At 40.9% G+C, this 26,643-nt stretch carries 21 protein-coding genes and 1 pseudogene; 21 read left to right on the top strand and 1 reads right to left on the bottom strand.

Annotated elements, in window-relative coordinates; translation table 11 throughout:
- Positions 1-131 precede the first annotated feature (131 nt).
- The gene (locus D328_RS0124280) at positions 132-2,645 is read left to right on the top strand and encodes a U32 family peptidase (protein WP_018887654.1); all 2,514 of its coding nucleotides are present in this window, start codon (positions 132-134) and stop codon (positions 2,643-2,645) included.
- Positions 2,646-2,906: 261 nt separating this feature from the next.
- Entirely contained in the window at positions 2,907-3,782 is an 876-nt protein-coding gene (gene galU / locus D328_RS0124285; protein WP_018887655.1) for a UTP--glucose-1-phosphate uridylyltransferase GalU, read from the top strand.
- Between the two features lie 113 nt (positions 3,783-3,895).
- Here galU and D328_RS0124290 read toward each other — a convergent pair whose 3' ends face one another.
- Positions 3,896-6,358, bottom strand: a complete 2,463-nt coding sequence (locus D328_RS0124290; protein ID WP_018887656.1) for an O-antigen ligase family protein — start codon at positions 6,356-6,358, stop codon at positions 3,896-3,898.
- Between the two features lie 135 nt (positions 6,359-6,493).
- Here D328_RS0124290 and D328_RS0124295 point away from each other — a divergent pair, with 135 nt between their 5' ends.
- The 19 genes and pseudogenes from D328_RS0124295 (at position 6,494) to D328_RS0124380 (ending at position 26,439) form a co-directional block, all read left to right on the top strand.
- Positions 6,494-7,783: a glycosyltransferase gene (locus tag D328_RS0124295; RefSeq protein WP_018887657.1), complete on the top strand. Its 1,290-nt coding sequence runs from the start codon at positions 6,494-6,496 to the stop codon at positions 7,781-7,783.
- A gap of 1 nt (position 7,784) precedes the next feature.
- Positions 7,785-8,861, top strand: coding sequence for a mannose-1-phosphate guanylyltransferase (locus tag D328_RS0124300; protein ID WP_018887658.1), 1,077 nt, complete (start codon positions 7,785-7,787; stop codon positions 8,859-8,861).
- Positions 8,862-8,914: 53 nt separating this feature from the next.
- Complete coding sequence (gene gmd, locus D328_RS0124305; protein WP_018887659.1) at positions 8,915-9,898, top strand: GDP-mannose 4,6-dehydratase; 984 nt, start codon at positions 8,915-8,917, stop codon at positions 9,896-9,898.
- Positions 9,899-10,846: a GDP-mannose 4,6-dehydratase gene (locus D328_RS0124310; RefSeq protein WP_018887660.1), complete on the top strand. Its 948-nt coding sequence runs from the start codon at positions 9,899-9,901 to the stop codon at positions 10,844-10,846.
- A 50-nt stretch (positions 10,847-10,896) separates the two neighbouring features.
- Positions 10,897-11,691 carry an ABC transporter permease gene (locus D328_RS0124315; protein WP_033413681.1) on the top strand — a complete coding sequence of 265 codons (795 nt, stop codon included), beginning with the start codon at positions 10,897-10,899 and terminating at the stop codon, positions 11,689-11,691.
- Positions 11,692-11,781: 90 nt separating this feature from the next.
- Complete coding sequence (locus tag D328_RS29710; protein ID WP_018887662.1) at positions 11,782-13,140, top strand: ABC transporter ATP-binding protein; 1,359 nt, start codon at positions 11,782-11,784, stop codon at positions 13,138-13,140.
- Positions 13,137-13,826, top strand: coding sequence for a phosphocholine cytidylyltransferase family protein (locus D328_RS0124325; RefSeq protein WP_018887663.1), 690 nt, complete (start codon positions 13,137-13,139; stop codon positions 13,824-13,826). The genes D328_RS29710 and D328_RS0124325 overlap by 4 nt, the downstream gene beginning before the upstream one ends.
- Before the next feature lie 403 nt (positions 13,827-14,229).
- Positions 14,230-14,382: pseudogene (locus D328_RS31840) on the top strand (DapH/DapD/GlmU-related protein); the annotation flags it as partial.
- 267 nt (positions 14,383-14,649) lie between these two features.
- Positions 14,650-15,705 carry a glycosyltransferase gene (locus D328_RS31935; protein WP_407667813.1) on the top strand — a complete coding sequence of 352 codons (1,056 nt, stop codon included), beginning with the start codon at positions 14,650-14,652 and terminating at the stop codon, positions 15,703-15,705.
- A 44-nt stretch (positions 15,706-15,749) separates the two neighbouring features.
- On the top strand, positions 15,750-17,909 hold the full coding sequence (locus D328_RS0124335) for a class I SAM-dependent methyltransferase (protein ID WP_018887665.1): 2,160 nt from the start codon (positions 15,750-15,752) through the stop codon (positions 17,907-17,909).
- A 187-nt stretch (positions 17,910-18,096) separates the two neighbouring features.
- Entirely contained in the window at positions 18,097-19,404 is a 1,308-nt protein-coding gene (locus D328_RS0124340; RefSeq protein WP_018887666.1) for a glycosyltransferase, read from the top strand.
- Entirely contained in the window at positions 19,401-19,745 is a 345-nt protein-coding gene (locus D328_RS0124345; RefSeq protein WP_018887667.1) for a hypothetical protein, read from the top strand. Before D328_RS0124340 ends, D328_RS0124345 begins: the two co-directional genes overlap by 4 nt.
- Positions 19,746-19,754: 9 nt before the next feature.
- Entirely contained in the window at positions 19,755-21,017 is a 1,263-nt protein-coding gene (locus tag D328_RS0124350) for a glycosyltransferase family 4 protein (protein WP_018887668.1), read from the top strand.
- Positions 20,984-21,838 carry a glycosyltransferase family 2 protein gene (locus D328_RS0124355; RefSeq protein ID WP_018887669.1) on the top strand — a complete coding sequence of 285 codons (855 nt, stop codon included), beginning with the start codon at positions 20,984-20,986 and terminating at the stop codon, positions 21,836-21,838. Before D328_RS0124350 ends, D328_RS0124355 begins: the two co-directional genes overlap by 34 nt.
- A 70-nt stretch (positions 21,839-21,908) precedes the next feature.
- Positions 21,909-22,652 carry a sugar phosphate nucleotidyltransferase gene (locus D328_RS0124360; RefSeq protein ID WP_018887670.1) on the top strand — a complete coding sequence of 248 codons (744 nt, stop codon included), beginning with the start codon at positions 21,909-21,911 and terminating at the stop codon, positions 22,650-22,652.
- Between the two features lie 19 nt (positions 22,653-22,671).
- Entirely contained in the window at positions 22,672-23,220 is a 549-nt protein-coding gene (rfbC, locus tag D328_RS0124365; protein ID WP_018887671.1) for a dTDP-4-dehydrorhamnose 3,5-epimerase, read from the top strand.
- A 165-nt stretch (positions 23,221-23,385) separates the two neighbouring features.
- Positions 23,386-24,405, top strand: a complete 1,020-nt coding sequence (rfbB, locus tag D328_RS0124370) for a dTDP-glucose 4,6-dehydratase (RefSeq protein WP_018887672.1) — start codon at positions 23,386-23,388, stop codon at positions 24,403-24,405.
- Positions 24,406-25,269 (top strand): dTDP-4-dehydrorhamnose reductase, encoded by an 864-nt coding sequence (gene rfbD, locus D328_RS0124375; protein WP_018887673.1) that lies wholly within the window; start codon positions 24,406-24,408, stop codon positions 25,267-25,269.
- 216 nt (positions 25,270-25,485) lie between these two features.
- Positions 25,486-26,439, top strand: coding sequence for a glycosyltransferase family 2 protein (locus D328_RS0124380; protein ID WP_018887674.1), 954 nt, complete (start codon positions 25,486-25,488; stop codon positions 26,437-26,439).
- The last annotated feature ends 204 nt before the right edge of the window (positions 26,440-26,643 follow it).

The raw sequence follows: 26,643 nt of genomic DNA on the forward strand, positions 1-26,643 counted from the left end.
TACTGCTGAGGCCTGATTCGTGGATATACTTTAAAATAGAGCTATTAATCGTGATTAGGGCCAGTGGTGACGGATCGTATGAAATATGCATATAGAACAAGGCGGCTTACGAGTCGTTCAAGGAGGATATAATGGAAGTACAATCATTACGTAGAGAAGATGTGGAGCTGTTGGCTCCAGCTGGAGATTGGGACTGCATGCGAGCTGCGGTAGCCAACGGGGCGGATGCCATATTCTTTGGTGTTGAGAAATTCAATGCACGGGCACGTGCGAATAATTTTCGTATGGATGAGCTGCCGGAGATTATGGCGTTTCTGCACAGCTATGGGGTAAAGGGCTTCCTGACCTTCAACATCCTAGTCTTCGAGGATGAGCTGGCCGATGCCAAGCAACTGATCGATGCTTGCATTGATGCGGGTGTAGATGCCGTGATCGTTCAGGACCTGGGGCTGGTGAAGATGATTCGGGAGATATCCCCGGACTTTCCGATTCATGGCTCTACCCAGATGACCATTACCTCGCCGGAGGCGGTCGAGTTCACAAAGCCCTTCAATATGGAGCGCGTCGTACTCGGACGTGAAAATAATCTGAAGCAAATTCAGAAAATCGGGGAGCAAGCCAAGCTGCCTATGGAGGTTTTCGTGCATGGAGCGTTGTGCGTATCCTATTCTGGACAATGTCTCACCTCGGAGATGTGGGGCGGTCGTTCAGCGAATCGTGGGGAATGTGCACAGGCCTGTCGTCTGCCGTATGACTTGATGGTGGATGGGGAGCAGAAGCCGATGGGAGACGTCGCTTATCTGCTGTCACCGAAGGATCTGGCGGCGATTGACATCATGCCGGAGCTGATCGAGGCAGGGGTTACCTCCTTCAAGATCGAAGGTCGCTTGAAATCGCCCGAATATGTGGCGAATGTCGTCAGTAAGTATCGCAAGGCAATTGACCTCTATTTCGATGGTAATACGTCTACGCCAAGCCGGGAGGAGATTCGTGAGCTGCAGCAGAGCTTCTCGCGTGGCTTCACACATGGCTTCCTGGAGGGGACGAACAACAAGAAGCTGGTAGACGGTACCTTCCCGAAAAGCCGGGGCGTCTATCTGGGACGAGTCGAGCAGATTCTGCGGGATGGTGTGGTCTGCCGCATCGAAGCACCACTGAAGCGTGGGGATGGGATCGTATTCGACGCCGGAGACCCGACGAAAAAAGAAGAAGGCGGCAGAGTCTATGATCTGCGTCGTAAGGGCGTCAAGCTGGAGGGCGAAGCCGGTGAAGGCTGGATTATCGACATCGTTCCAGGACGAAATGATGTGGATCTACGTCGTCTGCACGTCGGTGACCGCATCTGGAAGACGAATGATCCAGCGCTGGATAAGCGGCTGCGCCAGACCTTCGAGACGGAGAAGCCTTACCGGGTATTCCCGGTTCATGTCAAAGCGGTCGGACATCCGGGCCAACCGCTTACAACATGGTGGACGGATGTGCAGAAGGGAACGACCATCCGCGTCGATTCAGAGCTGGAACTGGAGATTGCCCAGAAGCGTCCGATGACGCGCGAGCTGCTCGAAGAGCAGTTCGGTCGTCTGGGCGGCACGGTGTTCCAGCTGGAGGAGCTGGACGTCCATCTGCATGGGGACGTCATCGTGCCCATGCGCGAGCTCAATCAGATCCGCCGGAAGGCGGTAGAATTGCTCGCGGGCGAACGGCCCAAACCGCCCGTCTACATCAAACGGGCGGTGGAAGTGTACGGCGATGTGGCTACGCCAGCATCGCCAGTGTCGCGCGGTGCCGCTGAGCTGACCGCGCTATGCCGCAGCCTCCCGCAGGTCGAGGCTGCACTTGCGGCCGGTGTCGGCTTCATCTACGCCGACTTCGAGTTCATCAAGCAGTTCCCGGCAGCGGTGGAGATGGTTCGCGCAGCGGGACGCAAGATCGCGCTCGCGACGCCGCGTATCCACATGCCGGGAGAGAATGGATACCATAACAATATTCTACGTTTGCAGCCCGATGCAGTGCTGGTGCGGAATACAGGTGCTTTGTACTTCTACTTGCGTCACCGTATGGAGCACCCGAATGAGTCGCATCCTGAGCTGATTGGCGATTTCTCGCTGAATATCGCGAACCATAAGGCAGTGGAGCTGTTCCTGGAGGCTGGCTGTGATCATGTGACGCCATCCTACGACTTGAACATTCAGCAGATGATTGATCTGCTCGGTCGCTCCCGCACGGACAAGCTTGAGGTAGTCATTCATCAGCATCTGCCGATGTTCCACACCGAGCATTGCGTATATTGTACCTTCCTCAGCGAAGGGACCGACTTTACAAATTGCGGTCGTCCTTGCGAGGATCATAACGTATCCTTACAGGATCGGATCGGTATGTCACACCCTGTACGTGTTGATGAAGGCTGTCGTAATACGGTGTACAACGCGATCGAGCAATCGGGCGCCGAATACCTGCCGAATTTCCAGGAGCTAGGTGTCTCCCGTTACCGGGTAGAATTCCTGGAGGAGACTCCAGAGCAGGTGCATGAGGTCATTGAGCTTTACCAGCGTGCACTTCGTGGCGAGATCACCGGTACACAAGTATGGAAGACGCTAAAGGCAACGAATCAGCTTGGCGTTACTCGTGGGCAATTGGTGAAATAGCTGAACGGTGACTAGAGGATATAATTATAGATTAATGTAGGATGTGTAGTTGATCCACATAGTAAAGAGGTATCTGCTTCGAAGAAGGTTGGAGTAGGTACCTCTTTCATTTTTGGAACTATTGTTAAAATATGAGACCCAATTCAACGACTATTTTTCATCTTCTGCTCAGTTTTTCCTGATATAATGATATTTAAATGTTACGGCTCCATGATAGTTAGAGAGCTGTATACCAGTAGGATTACATAAAGGAGATCAAGTATGAAAATACGCAAAGCAATCATTCCGGCTGCTGGCTTGGGTACCAGATTCTTGCCAGCAACCAAGGCCATGCCCAAAGAGATGCTACCGATCGTAGACAAGCCTACAATTCAGTATATTATTGAAGAAGCGGTAGCCTCAGGAATCGAGGATATTATTATTGTAACGGGCAAGGGAAAGAGAGCCATTGAGGATCACTTTGACTCCTCGTTTGAGCTTGAGCATAATCTGGCATCCAAAGAGAAATGGAAGCTGCTTGATGAGGTGCGCAGACCCTCCGAGATGGCTGATATTCACTATATTCGGCAAAAAGAACCCAAGGGCCTGGGACACGCTATCTGGTGTGCTCGAAAGTTTATTGGAGATGAGCCGTTTGCAGTATTGCTCGGTGATGATATTGTCGAGGCAGAGATTCCTTGTCTACAGCAAATGATTCATGTCTTTGATCGTTACCAGCAGCCTGTAGTCGGAGTGAAGCAAGTGTCCTGGGATGAAGTTCATCGTTATGGCATTGTCGAAGGAAGACAGGTGGAAAATAACCTTGTTCAGGCTACACGCCTTGTAGAGAAGCCTGCACGTGAGGAAGCGAAGTCCAATTTAGCGATTATGGGCCGTTATATTCTCACACCTCAAATTTTTGACCTGCTTGGTGAGCAATCGGTAGGTGTAGGCGGGGAGATTCAATTAACGGATGCACTTTTCCGTTTGGGAGAGGAGAATCCTATTTTAGCCTATGAATTTAACGGGGATCGTCATGATGTAGGGGAAAAATTAGGATTCATTGAGACTACAATTCATTATGCGCTACAGCATGACGAGATAAAAGATGATGTGCTGGCATACATGAAAAAGGTTATTAAGCAAATTGAAGGTTAATTGAAGATTAGCTTTGTAATCCAAAGCAAGTAAATAAGAAGAGGTCCTTCCCACCCGGAAAGGACCTCTTCTGCTGCACAATTCAGATATAGCAGTTGGCAGCAGATAGCTATTTAATTTGAAGCACGGATGTTCACCAAGCTTTGAATCAGCTGTTGCTCAGCCGGATCAGCTTGTATCAAACGATCTTTCCAAGCCTGGTCAGCTTGACCTTGCTTCTGCGTAGCTGCAACATAATACCTTACAATCTCCTTGTTGGTAGCATCACTAAGGTTCTCATTTAAGTAGCCCTGGAGAAGAGCTGTAGCCTCGGCTGTCTGTCCTGATACAAATCTGATTTTTCCGATATTCAGTGCTATATCCGGCGTAACTCCGAACTCGCGACCGGAGAGCTGGCCCTCTGGAAGTGCTTCAATGTGCTTAACACCCTCCAGAATACGTTCGTAAGCATTCAGGCCAACTGAGAAATATTTCTCTTCCGCAGCAGGATCCTGTTGTTCCTTAGCCTGATTTCCTAAGTAGTAGGCGTGAGCAATTAGATTTTTGTACCAATTAATATCCCAGTTATAGTGCGGTATGGTGCTCTCCAAGATCTCGAATACTTTGGCGTTATCATTCTTCAGCTGATAATGATTCATAAGATTCGTCACAAGAGACTTATTGTAAGGTTCCTGCTTCAGCGCGCGATCAAGCAGCTCTTGATCTGCGGTATAGAACTGGTCGTCTTGTGTCTGCTGATAGAAGGATTGGTACATAGAAGACAGCATGATAACCGATTCTGGATGAGTCGGCCTTACAGACAAAGCATCCTGTATCGAGCTCTGAATTTGTTCCGCTGAGCCACCTGTGTTATACAGATTTCTGGCTTCATTAATCGCCCCATTGGATTGTAGGTAACGCAGTCCTGTAAAGAGCACGATGATCGTCAGAATTCCCATAGTGATCGAATACACTGGCTTGAATGCTGATCCCATCGACAGGCGCTTGAGAGGCTTACTATCCATGGCTGCTGCCATCCCTCCGAGTCCCATGAAGACCAGCATACCCATGAAGACATAGCTTAGGTTGAAGTCCAGGAAGCTGTGCACCAGAATGGATAAAGTGATGATAACGTACAAGAAATGTCCTTCACGCTCTTCGCTCGTTTGCTTCATATAACCACGAATATATTTAAAGAAAATATACAACACGAAGCCCATGAATATTACAAATCCCAATATGCCGACTTCTACCAGATACTGAATGAAGAAGTTGTGAGCTTGTCGGCTGACATATGGATAATCCTGATAAGTCTCGTATAAGGAAGCCCAGGCTCCGCCACCGGCTCCGATTACTGGATAGTCAGTAAGAAGCTTTGACGCATCGCTATAGAAAGTGAAACGCTCCAATACACTATGTTGTTGGAAATTAATACCTTCAATTCGAGTCTGAACATTCTCAGGTAGAATGTTACGCAGACCTGTTCCAATCAGTAGATATGCAACTACCGCTACAACTACTACTGAGCCAAGGGGGAGCCACAAATTCGCCAATCTACGTGTGTTCCAGCCACTATCCTCTGTGGTCAACTTTGGAGCCAGCTTGTGCTGAATGAACCATAGCACTGCTGCTGTGGCTGCAGATGCTGCAATAAGGATTAACCAAGCCTTAGCAGCTAAGCCTCCACTATACGTCTCATTCAACTGCAGTCCAATGTTCGTAATCGGTACTAGAATAACGACAGATGCGATTCCAGCAACTGCACAGTGGATAATCCATAAGAGCTGCTGTCCCGGCTTAAAGAATAATAGTAGGATAACAAAAACAACCGGAAGCAACACTAATCCCCCACGTGACAACGTTAGGAATAGGGACACAAGAATAGGCACCAGCATAAATGCATGCGTCATCCGCCCATACCAGGTCTTGGACTTCATCAGGCAGAATACCGCAGCAAACAAAAATGCCATCAGGAAGGCGGCATATGTATTGGCGTATTGGAACACCGATGTGAGACGAAGGCCGTTCGAATCGGTCATAACAGCGTTGATGTATCGCTCGTTATGCACCATGCTGGAGAACCAGCCTACGAGCTTGCCAGCCAGTACCCATTGCCCGAACCAGTTGATGAAGCCAAAGCCTACAATGACGTATGCAAGAGACATCACCATGATGTGCATAATTTTATTTCCCAAGCGGTCCTGCATTAGATACAATGAAAGGATGAATATGGAAGCGTAGATACATTGCGCGAGCACCATATTCATAGCCAAGTAGTGGGAGGCTGCTGTGATCAAAGAGACAATATATGACAAAGGCAATAAAAGCACGATGATTGCCAGCCAGTCTCTTTGCTCTTCCAGCTTGAATTTCTTATAATAGGATACGATTCCTAGAATGAGCAAAAGCCCAGAGATGACTACAGCCCAATACAGTGGTCTTTCGAAATTCAGCTGTTGTCCGTTAAATAGCGCAGCCTGGAATGGTGCCCAGGTCCATAAGAGTATGATGCCAACAATTAACACCCAAAACAAAGACGACCTTTTCCCGTCATGGGTCGACGTTTGGGCCTGTTTCCCGTATACTGGATTCGACAAGGTTTACAATCTCCTTTTCCTAAGAGTACTGTTAGTATTTTAACATATACCATGATAGTTGTCTTATTGTGCTTATACTTGTCTATTAAGCAGTATATTCACAGATAAAATGAAATGAAGGAAGATATTCTTTATATGAAGAAAGTAAAATCTGTAATCTATCAAAAACTGTATAAGGTAGCTATTAAATTAAAACCAGTGATTGTTAAATGGGTATCTTTTGAGTCAAGGCAAAGAATTAAGGCGAAACTTCTTAAAACAGCTTTTCCTATACAGAAAAGTGGTAGACAGGTGCATCTTGGTGGGGATTTTACTGGGATAAATCTTGTAGGGTATGCTCGTGCCGAGATGGGAATTGGTGAATCGTGCAGAATAGCAGCTAAGAGTCTTTCAACCACTGATATTCCTTTTGGAATTATTAATTTTACAGGAACTAGTACTGCTAGTATGAATGATACTACATGGATTCATAAAGAGGTAGAGAACCCAAAATTTAATGTTAATATGTTTCATATTAATGCTGAGCAAATGATGGAGGTATATTCGAAATATGGTAACTCCATCTTTGAGGGCAGATATAACATTGGATTCTGGCATTGGGAGTTACCTGACTTTCCGGATGAATGGAGCGAAAGCTTTAATTTGGTCGATGAAATATGGGCTCCTTCTACCTTCGTTGTCGATTCAATTGCTCAGAAGAGTCCTGTTCCTGTTGTGAAGATTCCACATAGTATTGAAGTCGCTATTCACAATCTGAGAGACAGAAATTACTTTAAATTACCTAATAATGCTTTTTTGTTCTTAACCATGTATGATTTGAAAAGTTACCAGAGTCGAAAGAATCCAAAGGCTTCTATACAAGCTTTCCAATTAGCTTTTTTGCCGGAGGATCAATCTGTCGGCCTTGTAGTTAAGGTGAACGGAGTTGCTACTGGAGCGTCCGAGTTATCAGAGTTATATCACCTTATAGGGCAGTACAAAAACATTCATTTGATTACAGAAACTCTTTCTAGAAACGATACAAATGCATTGATTTCTGTTACGGATAGTTATATATCACTTCATCGCAGTGAAGGGTTCGGTCTTGGTCTGGCTGAAGCAATGTATCTGGGCAAGCCAGTGATTGGAACAGGATGGTCCTCAAATACCGATTTTATGAACCAAAATAACGCATGCCTGGTCAACTATAGCTTAGTTAAATTAGATCAGGATTTTGGTCCGTATAAGGCTTATCAGTACTGGGCTGATCCAGAAGTCGAACATGCAAGTCAATACATGTACAGACTATATACAGATAGTGATTTTTATACACGAACTGCAAACAATGGAGAGCTGTATATAAAAAAGTACTATTCTCCACAAGCCATTGGGGATTTAGTTAAGAAGAGACTAGAATATATATCTAAGTGGAAATTTGGGGGATGAAATGAATATTACATGTGTAATTATGGCTGGCGGAAAAGGGGAAAGGTTCTGGCCAAAGAGTAGAACCAATCTTCCAAAACAGTTTTTGAATATTTCAGGTAATAAATCAATGATTCAACAGTCCATTGCTCGTCTTGAAATGCTGACAGATATAACCAGAATATTCATTGTAACGAACGAGTTGTATGCTGAATTAATTAAGGCACAAATTCCTACTCTGCCACACGAGAACATTATTATTGAGCCTGTGGGGAGAAATACAGCACCATGTATTGGACTTGCATCAGTTATTATTGAGGAACGTTACCCAGACAGCACGATGATTGTTATTCCTTCTGATCATATCATAGAGAATGAGGAAGGCTTTGTTAATATACTTAAAACTGCAGTAGTGGTTGCTCAGGATAATGGAAGTTTAGTCACACTGGGGATTCAGCCTTCCTATCCGGAAACTGGATATGGCTATATTGAAAGTAGTAATCGGTCGATAACTATAAATGATCTTCCGGTTCATAAGGTGAATAAGTTTGTTGAAAAACCAGACCTGCTAACAGCGCAATCATATCTAGAAGCAGGGAACTTTTTCTGGAATAGTGGGATTTTTGTCTGGAAAGTCGATACTATTAGAGGTTACATAAAAGAACTTATGCCAGAGATGCATGATATTCTTGAGAAAATGAAGGTAGCCCTACCTACAGATGATTGCGACGACATTATACGGTCTGAATTTTTGAATATGCCAGATCAATCCATTGATTACGGGATAATGGAGAAAGTGAATAATATTCACGTGATACCTTGTGTTTTTGGTTGGGATGATGTAGGGAGCTGGACAGCCCTAGAGAGAATTAATGAACTGGATGACAACGGAAACGTAATTCGTGGTAATATTCTTAACTTGGATACTAAGCGTTGTATCATTGAAAGTAATGGGAAATTAATTGCAACTTTAGGCATTGAGGATCTAATTATAGTTGATACTGAAGATGTGACTCTAATTTGTACTAAGGATAAAGCACAAGAAGTGAAGTTGCTGCTTAAGGAACTGAGAATGCAGAAAATGGAAGAATATCTATAGGTTACACCAATCTTAATTATATATTAATTGCGTGATGAAGGGGACTTTAAACAATGGCTAAGAATGCACTGGTTACAGGTATTACAGGACAGGATGGTTCATATTTGGCGGAATTACTGCTCGCAAAGGGCTATAAAGTGTATGGATTACGTCGTAGAACTAGTACTCCAATTATGACTAACATAGAGCATATTAAAAATGAGATTGAATTTATTGATGGAGACTTGCTAGATCAGGGCTCGCTGATTCAAGCTATCCAAAAGTCAAACCCCGATGAAGTATACAACTTGGCGGCTCAGTCCTTCGTGGCAACATCGTGGGATCAGCCAGGAGTTACAGGGCAGGCAACAGGGGTAGGAGTAACCAATATGCTTGAGGCTGTACGTTACATTAAGCCTGAAGCTAAATTCTATCAAGCATCTAGCAGCGAAATGTTCGGTAAAGTAGTAGAGACACCACAAAAGGAAACAACTCCTTTTTATCCTCGAAGCCCATATGGGGTAGCAAAGGTATACGGTCATTGGATCACAGTCAATTACCGCGAAAGCTTTGATATGTTCGCATGTTCTGGTATTTTGTTTAATCATGAATCTCCACGCCGTGGTGTAGAGTTTGTTACTCGAAAGGTAACAGATGCAGTGGCGCGTATAAAGTTAGGTCTTCAAGGCGAATTGCGCATGGGAAATCTGGATGCTAAACGTGATTGGGGCTTTGCTGGCGACTATGTGAAGGCTATGTGGCTGATGTTGCAGCAGGACACACCTGATGATTATGTTATTTCTACGGGAGAAACGCACACCGTTGAAGAGTTGGTGCAAATTGCATTTGATCATGTTGGGCTTAACTGGCAAGATTACGTTGTTATTGATCCAAAATTTGTTCGCCCTGCAGAGGTAGATCTTCTTCTAGGGGACTGCACAAAAGCTAAAAAGAAACTAGGCTGGGAACTTGAAGTTGGGTTTGAACAACTGGTGAAAATGATGGTAGATAGTGACATGAATAGAGTTTCTAACCTCCTCAAGACAGGTAGTCTATAAATGAAGAGAGCACTTATAACAGGGATAAACGGTTTTGTTGGTCAATATTTAGCCAAGGAACTGGAATCAAACGGTTATGAGGTATGGGGGAGTTCACGAAGTGACTCCCTCAATTTTCAGAACAATGCAAATCTGATTACCCTTCAATATGGTAATAAACAAAAAATAGTAGAAGCTCTAGAAGCCATTCAACCCACAGTTCTCTTTCATCTATCTGCACTGAGTTCTGTTGCAAAATCATGGAATGCTATAGCGGAGACTTTTGAGACTAATCTGATGGCGACGATTGAACTGGTAGAGGCTGTTCGCTCCTCATCAATTGCAAATGAGCTTAAAATTGTATCTGTTGGTTCTTCAGAGCAATATGGCTTGGTAGATAAACAGCCTATTACTGAAGACGCAGCTCTAAATCCTTTAAACCCGTATGGGTTGTCCAAGTTAACAATGGAGAAAACATTGTTTTTATATCAAAAATTATATGATATGAACATTGTCCATGTTAGACCCTTTAATCATATTGGGCCTGGTCAGCGCCTTGGATTTGTCGTAACTGATTTTGTAAAACAAATTACAGATATTGAAAAAGGACTTGCACGTCCTTTTATAGGCGTGGGAGATTTAACAGCGAGAAGGGACTTTACGGATGTACGAGACATTGTAAAGGGCTATCGTCTGGTTAGTGAAGTGGGCATTAAAGGTGAGGCGTATAATATTTGTTCTGGCGTTTCTGTAGAAATTCAGAGCATTCTTGATACATTGTTATCATTTGCTTCTAAACAAATTGAAGTTTATACAGATAATGAAAAGATCAGACCTGTAAATATACTAGAGTACTATGGAGACAACAGTAAGTTACGTAATCTTACTGGCTGGTCTCCTGAGATTGCTTTGGAAGACAGTCTGAAAGATATCTACGATTATTGGATGAATACTGAGGTTTCGATATAATCGAAACCAGTAATTTTTTACTTTGACAAAGGAGAACTACTTTGAACTTAATGGTGAATTTTACTAAAGATGTTTTACGGCAAAGAAAAATGCTGCTTAATATGTCAAAAAACGATTTTAAATCACGCTTTCTTGGTTCCGCATTGGGAGTAGTCTGGGGGTTTATAGCTCCTCTTATAACTATAGTTATCTATTGGCTTGTGTTTGAGTTTGGGTTGAAATCAGGTGGACGAGCAGACCAGGTTCCTTTTGTATTGTGGATGGTTATAGGGATGGTCCCATGGTTGTTTTATTCAGATGCTATATCAGGGGCTAGTAATTCTCTAATGGAATATAATTATATAGTGAAAAAAATAGTGTTTAATTTAAAGTTCATTCCACTAATTAAAATTATATCCTCCTCATTCGTTCATATTATTTTTCTTATTCTTAGTATGATATTAGTTTTTTCATATGGTTATTGGCCAACCGTCTATTGGTTTCAATTTTTAGTCATAATTCCATATTGCTATATTACTATAATGGCAATTTCATATTTTAATGCGGCTTTGGTACCCTTTTTCCGGGATTTCCCACAAATTATATCCATAGTACTACAATTTGCATTTTGGGTAACGCCTATCATTTGGGATATGGCCATAGTTCCCGATAATATTAAGTGGCTATTTCAATTGAATCCACTGTACTATTTAGTCGAAGGCTACAGATCCATTTTCGTATATCAACAAAACTTTTTAGTTGATAATCCTGGTTTCTGGATCATGTTTGCAGCAATGTCAATTCTGCTTGTAGTCGCCATGAAAATTTATAATCGTTTAGAGGGTACTTATGCGGATATGCTTTAAGATAATGGGGTTATCATCATTAAAGTAACTCTTTTTTAACATCTTGATTTACTTATTGATTAAAATTGCAGCAATCTAGGAGAAGATGATATGCAAAGAATAAGCACCAACAGTGAAAGTGTAATAAGTCAAGAGGATGCTGACAAAGTTATTAGTTTATCAATGGTAGATAAAGAATATAAACTTTATACCAATCCGAATGATCGTTTTAAAGAGATTTTCTCTAATAAAAAACTGCATACGACAAAGAAAGCTTTAAGTAATATTTCGTTGGACATTTATAAAAAAGAAGCTGTTGGTATTATTGGTACTAATGGAGCTGGAAAATCAACCCTACTAAAAATATTAACGGGAATTCTTACACCAACTAGTGGTGAATTATCCATAAATGGAAGAGTATCAGCTATACTCGAGCTAGGAGCAGGCTTTAATCCTGAAAAAAGTGGGTTTGAAAATATTAAGTACACTTGCATGCTCATGGGGCTTAGCGATGAAGAAATTGATTCGAAAATTTCTTCGATTTGTGAATTTGCTGATATTGGTGACTATATATATCAACCCGTTAAAATGTACTCCAGTGGTATGGTTGCTCGTGTAGCATTTGCAACAGCAGTAAGTGTGGACCCTGATATTTTAATTGTTGACGAGGCTCTTTCAGTTGGAGATGCTTATTTCCAGGCTAAGTCCATTGCTAAAATGAAAGAATTAATTAAAGATAAGACTGTTATTTTTGTATCTCACACGATGGACGTAATACGTAGTTTTTGTAAACGAGTTATTTATATAAAAGACGGAACCGTTTTTATGGATGGGGATGTAAGAAGCGTCACCCAACAATATGAAAAGGATAACAATCAACGTTTAGCTGTTTTGGATAAATCCATGTCTTTGGATAAATTGATTAGCAAAAAGGGCGGGAATATACCTGACGGCTTCAAGACATATGATGAGCTAATTGATAAAGAGTTTGACAAACGAGTTAAAGATTTGCGAGCTGGGACAGGAGAAGTTCAATTTATACGAGCAGACCTTTATGTTGATGGTGAGCTAAGTAATACAGCTCCATTTGGTTCTACAATGACACTAAAGCTGTATTTTAAGTGTACTGAGGATATTCCTGAAGGTGGAACGATCGGCTATACCATTCGAAATAGAAATGGCGTTGATGTATTTGGTCTAAATTCCTACAACAAAATTGAGTTGCTGCCAGAACTGAAATCCGGGGATATTAAAGTTGCGAATATAACTTTTAAAAACATTCTTGCCCCTGGAGAGGGATATGTTGTGGGATTAGGATTGAAATCTAAATTGCATAATTCTACTTTTATGGATAGTATTTATTCTGCTATCATCTTTGATGTTCCTTTACTTGAGAACCAGAATTGGGTTCCAGGCTTGGTCTACGTTGAACAAAATTACAAACTTGCTTCAATAGGAGGAGACGAATGAAGCTTGTGATATTGGCAGCTGGCATTGGTAGTCGTCTAGGCGAAGGTATACCGAAAGCTTTAGTAGAAATCCAAGCTTCTCGAACAATTCTAGATCAGCAAATTGAAAATTTTCGTGATATCGTAGGTATCAATAATATTACGGTTGTTGTTGGTTTTGAGAAAGAGAAGATTATGAAGCTTTATCCTGAAGTTTCGTATGTCTACAATGAAAATTACCTTAAGACCAACACTTCAAAAAGCTTATTACTTGCTTTGGAGAACATTAGAGATGAGGATGTTATCTTCGTAAATGGTGATACTTACTTTAGCAAACGAACGGCTCAGGATATTAGTAAGTGCACCAGAACATCTGTTATGGTCAATGTGGAATCTACCTCTGATGAAGAAGTCAAATATAGGCTAGACGATGAGGGGAAGATTTGTGAATTATCCAAAGAAGTCATTGATGCGCAAGGTGAAGCAGTGGGTATAAATTTCATTAAATCTGAAGATTTATCTTCTGTAAAAAGGGAGCTTGCAGCAGTAGCAGAAATGGATTATTTTGAAAAAGCATTTGAGAACTTAATAATAAAGAAAGAAATTTCGGTATTTCCTTTAAGTATTAATAATGAATTTGTAAAAGAAATAGATTTCCCAGAAGACTTACAGAAAGTAAGGGATTTTCTGGAAACCTATAGATCTTAATAGAGGTGAACTAGTGAAACAAGTCCTGATAAAACTCCGGAACAAACTCCAAAAGCATACTTTCTACTATTGGATTGTAGCATTTTTATTCTGGTTCTTTAATAATTTTTTTACTTTTGTACCCATTCAGCGAGCGCGCAAATCATATTTGAGTGTTTTTTTTCGTGTGAAAATTAGTAAAAGTGCATATATTGGAAGTGGACAAAAAATAACTGGGTACCATAACGGCGTAAGCTTACGTATTGGGCATAATACAATAATAAATAGGAACTGTTATATTGATGGTCGTTCCGGAATTACGATTGGGAATAATGTTAATATTTCCTTCGGTACTACATTAATCACCTTACAGCATGACTATAATTCTCCTGATTTTGCTTGTGAAGGTAAGTCTATAATTATCCATGATTATGTATGGATAGGAGCAAATGCAACTATTTTACCTGGTGTAACGATCGGTGAAGGAGCTGTTGTGGCTGCAGGAGCAGTGGTAACACGAAATGTAGCCCCTTTTACAGTAGTCGGCGGTGTTCCAGCTCGTTATATTACAGATAGAAACAGATCACTGGTATATAATAATACCTTCAAACCGATACTGGATACTGATATTGCAGATGACAGTAAATTTTATAGAAGTAATAACTATCAGAATGATATTAAGAAGAAACAAGTAGCCTTAATAACATTAGCTCCTTTTTTGCCTATAGACTCTGGGGGCAAACTTGCAACAGCTAATACGATCCTACCTTTAGCTGATGAGTATGACTTTCACCTTTTCACATTCCAAATTCCTGGCGATGATTCTTATCAAGCAAACAAAGAGATGTACGATAAGTTATTCAAGTCTGTCACACTTATACCAAAGCCTAGAATGTTGCATGAGTTGTCTCCCTTTGAAAAAGTGAAATTTATCCTTAAGCATTCCATGCATAGATTACCATTAATGGATATTAGCTTTTATAGCCAAGAGATGATACAAGCAATTAAAAGACTAAAATCAGATACCGGAATAGACATCATTGAAGCTCACAATCTACATTGTTCTTATGTTAAGAGATTTTTTCCTAAGATTCCTATGGTTTTAGTTAATCAGAATATAGAGGGAGATTTATTTCCTTTTTGGGAGCCTGCAACAAATTCAAAACTGAAATGGTTAGTTTGGAAAACAGTTGCTAAAATCAGCAGAAAAAATACGTTCGACATAGAAATAGGTAACTTATACAACATTGAGTCGAAAATATTTATGTCCAAAGAAGACATGTCTCGTGTGAATAGTGTGAAAAGTTATAATGAATTTATTCCCATTGCGTTTGAAGCAGCTCCAATTAGTACAAAGAATTATGATGGAAAGTTACACGTTTTGTGGTTAGGGGGGTTCGGATGGTATCCTAATGAAGAGGGAATGCGCTGGTTCATTTCAGAAGTCTATCCACATATAAAAAATGATGAAAGAATTGTCTTCCATATTATTGGAGGTTCACCGTTCGAGGAATTACGGGAGTTGCATAAGCCTGGTCGGTTTGAGGTGTTGGGGCGAGTAGATGACCTTAGCCCATTTTTTGAGAATTCACATGTGCTTATTTCACCTATTCTTTCTGGCAGTGGTGTACGCATTAAAATTCTGGAGTCCATGAGTATGGGGCTAGCAATTGTAGCTACAACACGTGGTGCTCAAGGAATAGAGGTAGTACATGGAGACAATATTTTAATTACCGATGATCCTTTAAGTTATGCTAACTATTTAGTTGAATTATCTAATAACCAAGCATTGGTAGAGCAGCTTAGGTTAAATTCACTCAAGTATATTCAGGAAAATCATAGTATGTCGCAGGCATTGTTTATGAAGCGTAGAACATATGATAGAATCGCTGTGAAATAAAAACTTTAAAAGGTGCTTTCATATTGAAGTTAGGGAGTGAGAGTATGGAAGGACAACAAAAGTACTCGGCAAATTCATATAATAATGTAGCGCAATTGCAGTTGATGCAGCTGATTGACCCAGGGGCAAATCGTGTTTTAGATCTTGGCTGTGGAGATGGGAAAACAACACGTGTACTTCAGGAATTATTACCTAACGCACAGTTATATGGTCTTACTGCCAATGAGACAGAAGCAGAGGAAAACAGCGACGATACGCTTCAGATTGTATATGGAGATGCGCATAAGCTTCCATTCCAGAATAGTTTTTTTGATGCTGTTTATGCCAGACATATCTTAGAGCACTGTGTTGCGCCTTTTATCGCCATTAAAGAATTAAATCGTGTACTCAGCCTGGGTGGGCAACTTATAGTAGCTGTACCGGAAAATAATGAGTGGGCGGATTCTTTCCCTGACCACTATTCTGTTCTTTCTCAGATGATGTGGGAAAAGTTATTTGTTCAATGTGGTTTCTCAATCAAGAAGTCTTTCAAAGGCACATGGTTTGCTTGGGGGGCATCTGCAGAACTGCCAGAATTACGGTTTCAACTTGAGAAAATTACTGATGTAGAATCGGGAGAAGAATTAGCTCATGTATTTGCACCAAAAATAGGTAATCAATTAATTGAGCCTCCAAAGATGTTGACAAAGAATCCTTTGGCCTTTGTATTTCATAATTTGGTGACGTATGAGTCGATGAGGAATGTTCTTTTCAAATTAAAAGAAAATGATATTCCATTTGATATCATCGTCCCTGTATCAGAATCTGATGAAAATGCACAATTGATGTTTGAGGATACAGCATTATTTATAAGTAAAGAGTTTTCAAATGTTATGTTAGGTATTGAAAACCCCAATATACGCTATAAGGCCGTTTTTTATCCTTTTCTCCCGTTCTTTTTCTCAGTGGAGAGTGATTATGTTGTTCGCTATCAATATGGAATTGGTAAAGCTGAGTATAACTTCGATATTTGGAGCATGAGTTTTGATTATATACTTTGTCAATCAGATTATGATTACAGAGCATTGAAAAACTACACTCAGGCCAAGCTTTTAGGAAATCCGAAGTTTCTAAACTCGGCCAAAACTGTTCCTAATGAAGATTTTACTATTCTTTATATGCCAACTTACGGTGAATTAAGTTCATTAGACGAGAGATTTGAGCTCATAACGAAGCTGAAGGAAAAGTACAATATAAAGATAAAGCTCCATCATATGACTCTTTATTATGAACCTGAGCGAGTGAAGAAGATTAAAGAAGTCTTCGAAGCAGAAGAGATATTTACACATGAAAATTTCCTTAATGATATATTGGGTGAAATTGACTTGATAATTACGGATACCTCTGGTTCGATTTTTGATTCGATTCAATATGGTATTCCACTCGCACTTCTTAAGAAAAAGTCACAGGTATTCCACGGATCTCCAACTCCATTGGAAGAGCAGCTTGTGATGGAAGGTAAGATTCCAACAATTTATTCGGAAAATGACTTTGAACTAGTTCAAAATATTAAAGAGCATTATAGCGAGCAATGTGAGAAAGTTGAAATTTTAAAACAACAGATTTTCCCAATTGCTATTGAAGATGCTGTAGAGAATTATTATCGGTTCATTCAAGAATTATTAAAGAACAATGTCGATTTACTATCTCTGGAGATCAATAGAAAAAAACTATTGTATATGACTAAGTTAGAAAGTAACTTGGCTAGCAAAAAAGTACTGTTGAAGAAGCTTGAAGAATCATTTGTGATGCAGAAATCGGAGATATTGGCAATGCTGGAAGAGTACAAGAATCGTGTGAAAGACTTAAGTGATCAATTAGTTAATCTAAGAGAGCGCACACACAATAAGGATACTCGAATTATCAATCTGAGTGACCAGTTAAATGCTCTGTATGAAACTCAATCACTTAAAGATACTCGCATCAATGAGCTGAGTGAAGATATAAGTATGTTGAGACAACTTCAAAACGAAAAAGATATACGTATCAATGAGCTTAGTGAAGCGATTAGCTTGCTTAGCCAGCTTCAAAGTGAAAAAGATGCTCGTATCACTGAGTTAAGTGAGGAGATCAGCTTACTAAGTCAGCCTCAAATTGAAGAGGATCCTCAAACAGACGAGACTGAGCAAGAAACGGCTGATAAGTTAAGAAATGAGAGAGAATAGCCATAAGCGGTAAATTTCATAAAATTGAATACTGTACATGTCAATCGTCCAAGCCTTCAAACACTGTTTGTTAAAGGGTTTGGACGATTGACTACATAGGAGCATGTTATGTTAGATGAGATACTAACAGTAGGCATGTCTTATTTCTGGGTAAGAGTCTGACTTTTAGAAAAGGGATTGATACGTAATGGATTTAATGAAAAGTGTAAAAAGTATAGCAAAACGAGTGCTATATAAGGCCGTTCGAGAAGATTCACCTATTCAGGTTGCAGTTAACGAAGGCTACTACAATCCATATGATGGCTTGAAGTTATTAAAGGATATTGAAGTAACTGTAATTGATAAGAACTATGATGAACTTGTAGATGCAGAGTTTTCCCTAATAACACCAGTCAAGAATGAAGCCCAAGATATCGTGGAATACTTGGAAAGTATCGAAAAACAACAGTTATTACCTAAAGAAGTCATTATTGTAGATGGTGGATCTAATGATGGTACCGTTGCTGTTATTCAGGAGTTTTCAAAGCGAAGTAAAGTTAACTATCGTGTAATTGAAATCAATAGCAAGAGTATCTCAGAACAACGCAATTTAGCGATCAAAGAAGCTAAGCATGAACTTATTGTTATGGCTGATGCTGGCAATATTCTTGATGAAAGTTACACTAGAAATATGGTAGGCGCATTACTTGAGTATCCCGATGCAGAGTTGGTAGGAGCAATCTTCTATGCTGTTGACGATAAATTCGCTGAGCATTTTATTTATGGCTGGGAAGGCTTCGGAGAGTGGCATAATTACTTACCAGCAGGAAAGACAATGGCAGTACGAAGATCAGCTTTTTTATCCATGGGAGGGTTTCCAGAGTTTTTAAGTTTTACTGGGGAAGATGCTCTTTTCGATATTTTTTATCGAAATATAAGTACTCATTGGGTATTTAACAAAGCGGCGTATGTGTATTGGGACATTCCAAGAACATGGGAAGATTGCTTAAAGAAATTCTATTCTTATGGAGTTGGCTCTGGTGAAAACCATATGGGTGATGCTGGTTTTTATTTAAGACAAGCCAAAATGCGCCAAGGTACTTATTCACCAGAACCTATTCCAATTACTGATCAAATGTACTCAGGGTATCTCTTTGGCAGAGAGAAGAGAGCTGAAATTGAGTTTAATATTCGCCAAGTTGGAGAATTAATAATAATATTTTCTGAAAATCAATTGCAGGCTGATAGTGACTCCTGGGAGAAAGTGAAGAGCTATATAGCTCAGAACAATAAGGTTATCTTTGTCTCGCTTCTAAGGCAGTTTCCCGTTGAGAAATATGTCGACTTCGATTTTACATTACTAGAATTGTATGATCTAAGATCTGGCTTTAGCGTAGAAGATCTACTACGGAGATACGGGCGGTATGTTAGCAAAACTAAAGTGGAAGTTATTGGTGATAACGAAGAACTCAAATCCATGGCAAACATAATAAGGAGTTGGAAGGATGGAATATGAAAAGAACAAATCAAGATGAGAAATCTAGTACAACTGCTCATGAAAACCTGTTGAATCTTCTTAAAGAGGAAGGGCACTTGGAATCCGCCCCAGATATTAATGAATTATATGATCGTCTGTATAAGTCTCTATATTTAATGAGAGATTTCTCTACAGATTTTGAGCGGCAAGAAACAAAGACTTTTAAAAAAAGAATACTTAATCTGTATAGGAAAGTATGGCGGATTGGCGCTTCACCTTATATACGCTATCACAACCAATTTCATGCTACACTAATTAACCTTCTATATCTACAGCATGTGATAATAGAAGATTTGAAATCTAAAGTTGACAAGGAATAGGGTGAAACTTTGGTAAAAAGAAATAACTCACCAATCCGTATTTTCGTATCAGATATTCAACCTATTTTACCCGCTATTGCTGGTGGTCGCTTACGGCTTGCAGGGATATGGGGGAATATTCCTGAAGAATTTCGATTGAATTATGTAGGGACTTTTGATGTTCCGAATCAAAAAAAAACAGTGAAGCGGTTTGGTAGTAATTCCAATGAAATATTGGTTCCTTGTAGCGAAGAGCATTTTTCTGAGTTGCATACTGCCAATGCTTTATTTCCCAGTTTGAATTTGTTTGACCTGGCTTTTCACAGATTTGCTCAACTTTCTAGGGATTATATTAATGAATCTATTCGTTATATGAAGGAAGCAGATATAGTTGTTTTCTCACATCCATGGAGCTATCAAGTTTTAAAGCCATTTTTAGATTCTGAATCACAGTTTCTAGTGTATGATTCTCAAAATGTCGAGTCTTTTTTAAGAGCGAAGGATCTTTTGAGCCAGGAATACAAAAGAAATGGATGGAATCTACTTAAGGAAATAGTAGAAATTGAAAACGAGCTTGTTCATGATGCTGATTTGGTATTAACTTGCTCAACCAGAGACCTTAAGCAATTTCATTCAATATTTGAAGTAGTGCCAGATAAACTAGTCCTAGCTCCTAACGGGGTATCAATAAATTCAATTTATACAAATACCAGTTACAATATAAAGCACAAGCTGAAGAAGAAATGGGGATTTAATAGGAGATATTCAGTAGTCTTCTCCGGAAGCTACTTTGGTCCCAATATCACAGCTGTACGTTATTTAAACCAAATTGCATCTTCATCGCCAGACATTGATTTTGTAATTACTGGGGACCTGAATAATATAATAAGGTCAAATGATTTATCGCCGAATGTTCATATGGTGGGATTGCTTCATGAAAAAAACTTGAAGGAGATTTATGATCTAGCTGATGCCGGATTAAATCCAATTCAGGAGGGTTCAGGAAGCAACGTTAAAGTATTCACTTATATGGAGTCGGGTTTGCCGGTTATTTCCACGCCACTTGGTTCTAGAGGTATAGATGTTTTGGAATATAACCTATATGAGGGGAAGGAAGCTATAGTTATAGCAGATATAGGTATGTTTGAGCATCATCTAAAAGAAATTCTTAGCGACGAGAATCGGCGTATTAAAGTTGCACAACAAGGTAGGAAAATGGTTGAGGCCAACTATAGTTGGAAGGAGATATCCAAAAAAGTATGTCAAGAAATGAAGTCGAGATTTCAGTTGTAATACCTACTTTTGAGCGTCATGGTTATCTCCTTAAACTTTTACGTCGACTTTGCCAAAGTAGTTTTAAAAAATTTGATGTTATAGTAGTCGATCAATCTCAGCTGCCGTTTGATGTCTGTGAATTTGAGAATAAATTGAATATCCAATATCATCATGTAACGTTTCGTGGAGCGGGTCTAGCTCGTAACTACGGTGCTAAGTATGGTGACGGAGCAATTATTGCTTTTACAGATGATGATTGCATTCCCGCTAAGGACTGGCTAGAAAAAGCCTATGCTATGTTCCAGGCTCAAGATATCGTTGGATTAGAAGGGCGTATTTACCCAGAACGATTCAAGACAAATCCCCAAAAATATCGAGTTGTATCTAACTTTGGCCTCGAAAATGTAGGTTTTATGACTGCCAACCTGTTTGTAAGAAGGGAGTGTTTTCAGAAAGTTGCTGGATTCGACGAAAGGTTCAACAACCCTCATTTTCGAGAAGATACAGATCTAGGCTGGAGATTAGAAAGCTTGGGTGAAATTCAATTTTCCGAAAATGTGAAAGTGTTACATCCTTCTGAAAGAAAAAAAGTAGAAGAAAATAGGAATCATTTTTTCACACATGATGCACTACTTTTTTATAAACATCCCGAAAAGTATATCGAATTATTTATCAAAGAACAGCATTACATTCATAATGAAGAATTTTGGGGATATTTTTTTCAAGGTTTTGAAAGACATCACATAGACAAAGTGCTTCTATTCAAATTATTGGAGCACGGTTCTATAAACTTAGGGTATATACCTATGTCAAGATTATTTTCATTTATAAGGTCTTGAATATATTCTTATTTGAATTTATAAATTAAGTTGATGTGGTTTGGTGAAAAAATGTTTGGGAGAGTGAAAAATGAAGGGGATTATTCTTGCAGGCGGGACTGGAACTCGTCTATTTCCTTTAACGAAGGTAACTAATAAGCACTTGCTACCCGTTGGGAAGTATCCTATGATCTTTCATTCCATTTACAAACTAAGAAAAGCAGGGATTAAAGATATATTAATTGTGACCGGAAAAGAGCATATGGGTGATGTAGTTAATTTGCTCGGTAGCGGCAAAGAGATGGGAGTTACGTTTACTTATAAAGTTCAAGATGAGGCCGGGGGGATTGCTCAGGCCCTTGATTTGGCAGAACAGTTTATAGGTAACGAAAAGATGGTAGTCATTCTGGGGGATAATGTATTTGAAGATGATATTACTCCTTATGTGAACAGGTTTGATGAGCAAGCTCATGGAGCCAAGCTTCTTCTGCAAAAAGTACATGATCCTCAACGATTTGGCGTTGCCGAGTTACACGGAAGTCATATTATTTCGATTGAAGAGAAGCCTTTAAATCCCAAAAGTGATTACGCAGTTACCGGAATATACATGTTTGACCATCATGTCTTTGACATTGTAAAAACACTTAAGCCATCCAGTCGTGGTGAATTGGAAATCACAGACGTTAATAATGCATATATAAATAGAGGTACGTTAACTTATGATGTATTGCAAGGGTGGTGGACAGATGCGGGGACGCATTCATCACTTGCACGTGCTAACGAGTTGGCAAAGGAAATCGTTTTTGGGGAAGAGTTCGGTAAGTTGAAGTTGTAATAAAGGAGGATAAGTCCAAATGAAAGTTACTCCTTTGAAACTAGAGGGTGCTCAAATTCTAGAACCGATAGCACACGGTGATCATCGCGGTTTCTTTATGGAAAGCTACAATGAACAGACTATGAAGGAAAGTGGAATAAATTACACGTTCATACAGGATAATCACTCCTTATCCGTTGAAACTGGCGTAATCCGTGGTCTACATTATCAGCTTAGCCCTAAAGCTCAAACAAAGCTTGTTCGTGTAATTGCAGGTGCCATTTACGATGTAATTGTAGATATTCGTAAATCCTCCCCGACCTTTGGTCAGTGGGTCGGAGTCATTTTAAGTGAACACAATAAACGACAGCTGTTGGTTCCGAAGGGGTTTGCACACGGGTTCTGCACACTTGTTCCGAATACACAGGTTATATACAAAGTTGACGAGTATTATTCTCCAGATCATGATCGTGGGATTCTCTGGAATGATCCGGCGCTGTCCATTGATTGGCCTACTTCGTATCCCGTATTATCGGATAAGGATAGGGTACATCCTGTGCTGGCAGATGCGGATAATAATTTTGATTAACTGAAGTTCTGGTGTGAATAGTTAATTACAACGTTAACAACATCATTGAAATGAGATACTGATGTACATTAGTATCTTATTTTTATGAAAATTCTACTTTGGACTGGGTCAAAAGTTTATACGGGGCATATATTATTTAAAAGCAAGAGTATGTAGGAGGACTTTATGAAACTTCTCGTCACCGGCGGCGCCGGCTTTATCGGCAGTAATTTTGTCATGTATATGCTGCAGCAGCACCCAGATTATCAGATTATCAATATCGATGCGCTTACCTACGCAGGAAATCTGGAGAATTTGAAATCCATCGAACAAAACCCCAATCATACCTTCGTGAAGGCTGATATTACGGACGCTCAGGCTATTGATCAACTGATGCAGCAAGGGATTGATGTTGTTGTCAACTTTGCGGCTGAATCGCATGTAGACCGGAGTATTTTGGAGCCTGAAGTATTCGTGAAGACCAATGTGCTGGGAACCCAAGTGCTGCTGGATGCAGCGAAGAAGTATGGTGTAACCAAATTTGTACAGGTATCCACTGATGAAGTCTACGGCTCCCTGGGCGAGACAGGACTCTTCACTGAAGAGACACCTTTGCAGCCAAACAGTCCTTACTCCGCGTCGAAGGCGGGCGGGGACTTGCTCGTGCGCGCCTATCATGAGACTTTTGGCTTGCCTGTGAACATCACGCGTTGCTCCAACAACTACGGCCCTTATCAGTTCCCAGAGAAGCTGATTCCGCTTATGATCTCTCGTGCGTTAAATGATCAGCAATTGCCTGTGTACGGGGATGGCCTGAACATCCGTGATTGGTTGTATGTAGAGGACCATTGCAGTGCCATTGATCTGGTCATTCATAACGGTAAGCTTGGGGAGGTCTACAATATTGGTGGCAACAATGAGCGTACCAATGTGCACATCGTTAAGACGATCCTTGCCGAGCTTGGTAAGCCAGAGTCACTGATTTCCTATGTAGAGGACCGTCCTGGCCATGACCGCCGCTACGGTATTGACCCGACCAAGACGATGAATGAACTGGGCTGGAAGCCGAAGCATAATTTTGAGACGGGGATTAAAGAAACGATTCAATGGTATCTGGCCAATAAAGAGTGGTGGACGCGCATTCAGTCCGGAGACTATCAAGCATACTATCAGCAGCAATATGCCTCCCGCTTGGGGGATCAATAGATGAAAGTCATGGTGACGGGAGCGGCTGGGCAACTGGGGACAGATGCCGTACGCATTTTCAGGGAACAAGGCCACGAAGTACTAGCCAGTGATCGTGCGCAACTCGATATTACAGACCAGCAGCAGACGTTAGATGCCGTTACAGCCTTTAAGCCAGACGCTATTGTCCATTGTGCAGCGTATACGGCTGTAGATGCTGCTGAGACAGACGTGGACGGTGCTTATCGTGTCAATGCAGTAGGTACACGTAATCTGGCCGTCGCTGCTGAACAGGTAGGTGCAAAGCTCATTTACATTAGTACGGACTATGTCTTCGATGGCCAATCGGAGCAGCCTTATCATGAGTATGACAATACGAACCCTCAGTCGATCTATGGTAAATCCAAGCGAGCTGGTGAGGTTCATGCCCAGACGCTATCTTCACGTTATTTCATTGTGCGTACTTCTTGGGTGTATGGCTTACACGGCAATAATTTTGTGAAGACCATGCTGAAGCTTGGACAGGAGAAGCCGAGTCTTCAGGTCGTACACGATCAAAAGGGTTCACCTACGTATACCGTGGATTTGGTGCATTTTCTGTCTGAGCTGATGCTCACTGAGAAATATGGAATATATCATGCCTCAGGCAGTGGTGCCTGCACCTGGTATGAGTTCACGCAAGCCATTTTTGAGGAAGCTCGGGACATTATGGGGCTTACCATTCAAGCGGAACTGCACCCTTGCACTACAGATCAGTTCCCACGCCCGGCTCATCGTCCAGCTAATTCGGTGATGGAGCATCTGTCAATTCGTACGAATGGCTTCAGTGACTTGCGGCCTTGGCGTGAAGCACTGAAGGATTTTCTCAAGGAGCTTTCAGCTTAGCCTATACCGAATCATACACTGTTTATGAAAAGCCACCTCGCCCTCCAGCGTTAACTGGAGTGGTGAGGTTATTTGTTTTAGGGAGTTGTAGATTGCATGCCGCTTGAGACACGTAATATACTTTGAAGGGTGAGGCAGAGATAGAACAATTCGTTCATTTTGTATTGTTAATATATGTGGTTTTTTAATTTGTGCTTTAGAAGAGGAGGACAGCCGTTGTATACAGTTCTTGTCCTAATGTCCACCTACAATGGTGAGAAGTACATAGATGAGCAAATGCAGAGTTTGCTGAAGCAAGAAGAAGTAGCGCTTCATATACTCGTCAGGGACGATGGCTCCAAAGATAGTACAGTAGAAAGGCTGCGGCATTGGGAGAGCCAATACCCGAATCGGATTACAACCATGCCATCACCCAATATAGGAGTGGTGCGGAGCTTTTTTGACCTAATAGAGCAATGCTCAGACCAGTACGATTACTATGCGTTCTGTGATCAGGATGATGTGTGGTTGCCTACCAAGCTAATCAGTGCCATTCACAAGCTGAAAGGTCAATCTGAAGGGTCGAGTGAGCTGGCTCACGAACGCCCTCTAATGTATTGCTCCACGACGCAGATGACTGATGAGTCCTTGAATCCTACGAAGATATGGCCACCCATGCCGGAGAAGAAGCTCAGTCCCTATAACGCGCTGATTGAAAATGTATGTGTAGGCTGTACGATGCTGATGAATCGTGAGGCCATGCTGCTGATCAAGCAACAGATGCCCAAAGATGTGGATAAGGTCATCATGCATGATTGGTGGGTCTATTTGTCTGTATCTTGTTTTGGCGAGGTGGTGTTCGATCAGAATTCTTACATCCTGTATCGTCAGCATCAGCATAATGCGCTGGGGGGAGCTACAGACCGGTTATTTAGCAAATGGGTAAAACGGGTTAAAAGGTTCATAAAGGGGAAAAACCGATATATTCTCAGTAGGCAGGCTGACGAATTTGTAGCTGCCTTTGGAGCACGTATCAAGCCTACATATCTGCAGGACATCAACAATTTCCTGAGTGCTTACCGCAAAGGCCCTGTTCGACGACTCCAATATATTCTTCAGACCCCTTTCTATAGACAGTCTGCTTCAGATCATCTTATTTATAAGCTGGTCTACATAATGGGCAAGCTGTAGTCTACATGATAGGTAAGCTGTAGTCTGCAAAAGAAATCCAAATTCAATATTTCTCCAGATGCTGGAACTTTTCTCGCAAAGAAACGTCTACATAGATGTAAGACGTTTCTTTACTGTGTCAAAAATCCCTTAGTGGAGCATCTCTACCGTCACAGCGCAGCACAATATGCTATAATCATTGATAGATTACGATGAAGTCAGGAG

The sequence above is a fragment of the Paenibacillus massiliensis 2301065 = DSM 16942 genome (assembly GCF_000377505.1).
GTDB lineage: Bacteria > Bacillota > Bacilli > Paenibacillales > Paenibacillaceae > Paenibacillus > Paenibacillus massiliensis.

Coding starts and splice junctions, on each gene's coding strand:
- gmd (WP_018887659.1), top strand. CDS start 8,915: ATGGCTAAGAATGCACTGGTTACAGGTATTACAGGACAGGATGGTTCA.
- D328_RS0124360 (WP_018887670.1), top strand. CDS start 21,909: ATGAAGGGGATTATTCTTGCAGGCGGGACTGGAACTCGTCTATTTCCT.
- D328_RS0124300 (WP_018887658.1), top strand. CDS start 7,785: ATGAATATTACATGTGTAATTATGGCTGGCGGAAAAGGGGAAAGGTTC.
- D328_RS0124340 (WP_018887666.1), top strand. CDS start 18,097: ATGGATTTAATGAAAAGTGTAAAAAGTATAGCAAAACGAGTGCTATAT.
- rfbD (WP_018887673.1), top strand. CDS start 24,406: ATGAAAGTCATGGTGACGGGAGCGGCTGGGCAACTGGGGACAGATGCC.
- D328_RS0124355 (WP_018887669.1), top strand. CDS start 20,984: ATGTCAAGAAATGAAGTCGAGATTTCAGTTGTAATACCTACTTTTGAG.
- rfbB (WP_018887672.1), top strand. CDS start 23,386: ATGAAACTTCTCGTCACCGGCGGCGCCGGCTTTATCGGCAGTAATTTT.
- D328_RS0124325 (WP_018887663.1), top strand. CDS start 13,137: ATGAAGCTTGTGATATTGGCAGCTGGCATTGGTAGTCGTCTAGGCGAA.
- D328_RS0124310 (WP_018887660.1), top strand. CDS start 9,899: ATGAAGAGAGCACTTATAACAGGGATAAACGGTTTTGTTGGTCAATAT.
- D328_RS0124295 (WP_018887657.1), top strand. CDS start 6,494: ATGAAGAAAGTAAAATCTGTAATCTATCAAAAACTGTATAAGGTAGCT.
- D328_RS0124345 (WP_018887667.1), top strand. CDS start 19,401: ATGAAAAGAACAAATCAAGATGAGAAATCTAGTACAACTGCTCATGAA.
- D328_RS0124315 (WP_033413681.1), top strand. CDS start 10,897: ATGGTGAATTTTACTAAAGATGTTTTACGGCAAAGAAAAATGCTGCTT.
- galU (WP_018887655.1), top strand. CDS start 2,907: ATGAAAATACGCAAAGCAATCATTCCGGCTGCTGGCTTGGGTACCAGA.
- D328_RS31935 (WP_407667813.1), top strand. CDS start 14,650: ATGTACGATAAGTTATTCAAGTCTGTCACACTTATACCAAAGCCTAGA.
- D328_RS29710 (WP_018887662.1), top strand. CDS start 11,782: ATGCAAAGAATAAGCACCAACAGTGAAAGTGTAATAAGTCAAGAGGAT.
- rfbC (WP_018887671.1), top strand. CDS start 22,672: ATGAAAGTTACTCCTTTGAAACTAGAGGGTGCTCAAATTCTAGAACCG.
- D328_RS0124280 (WP_018887654.1), top strand. CDS start 132: ATGGAAGTACAATCATTACGTAGAGAAGATGTGGAGCTGTTGGCTCCA.
- D328_RS0124335 (WP_018887665.1), top strand. CDS start 15,750: ATGGAAGGACAACAAAAGTACTCGGCAAATTCATATAATAATGTAGCG.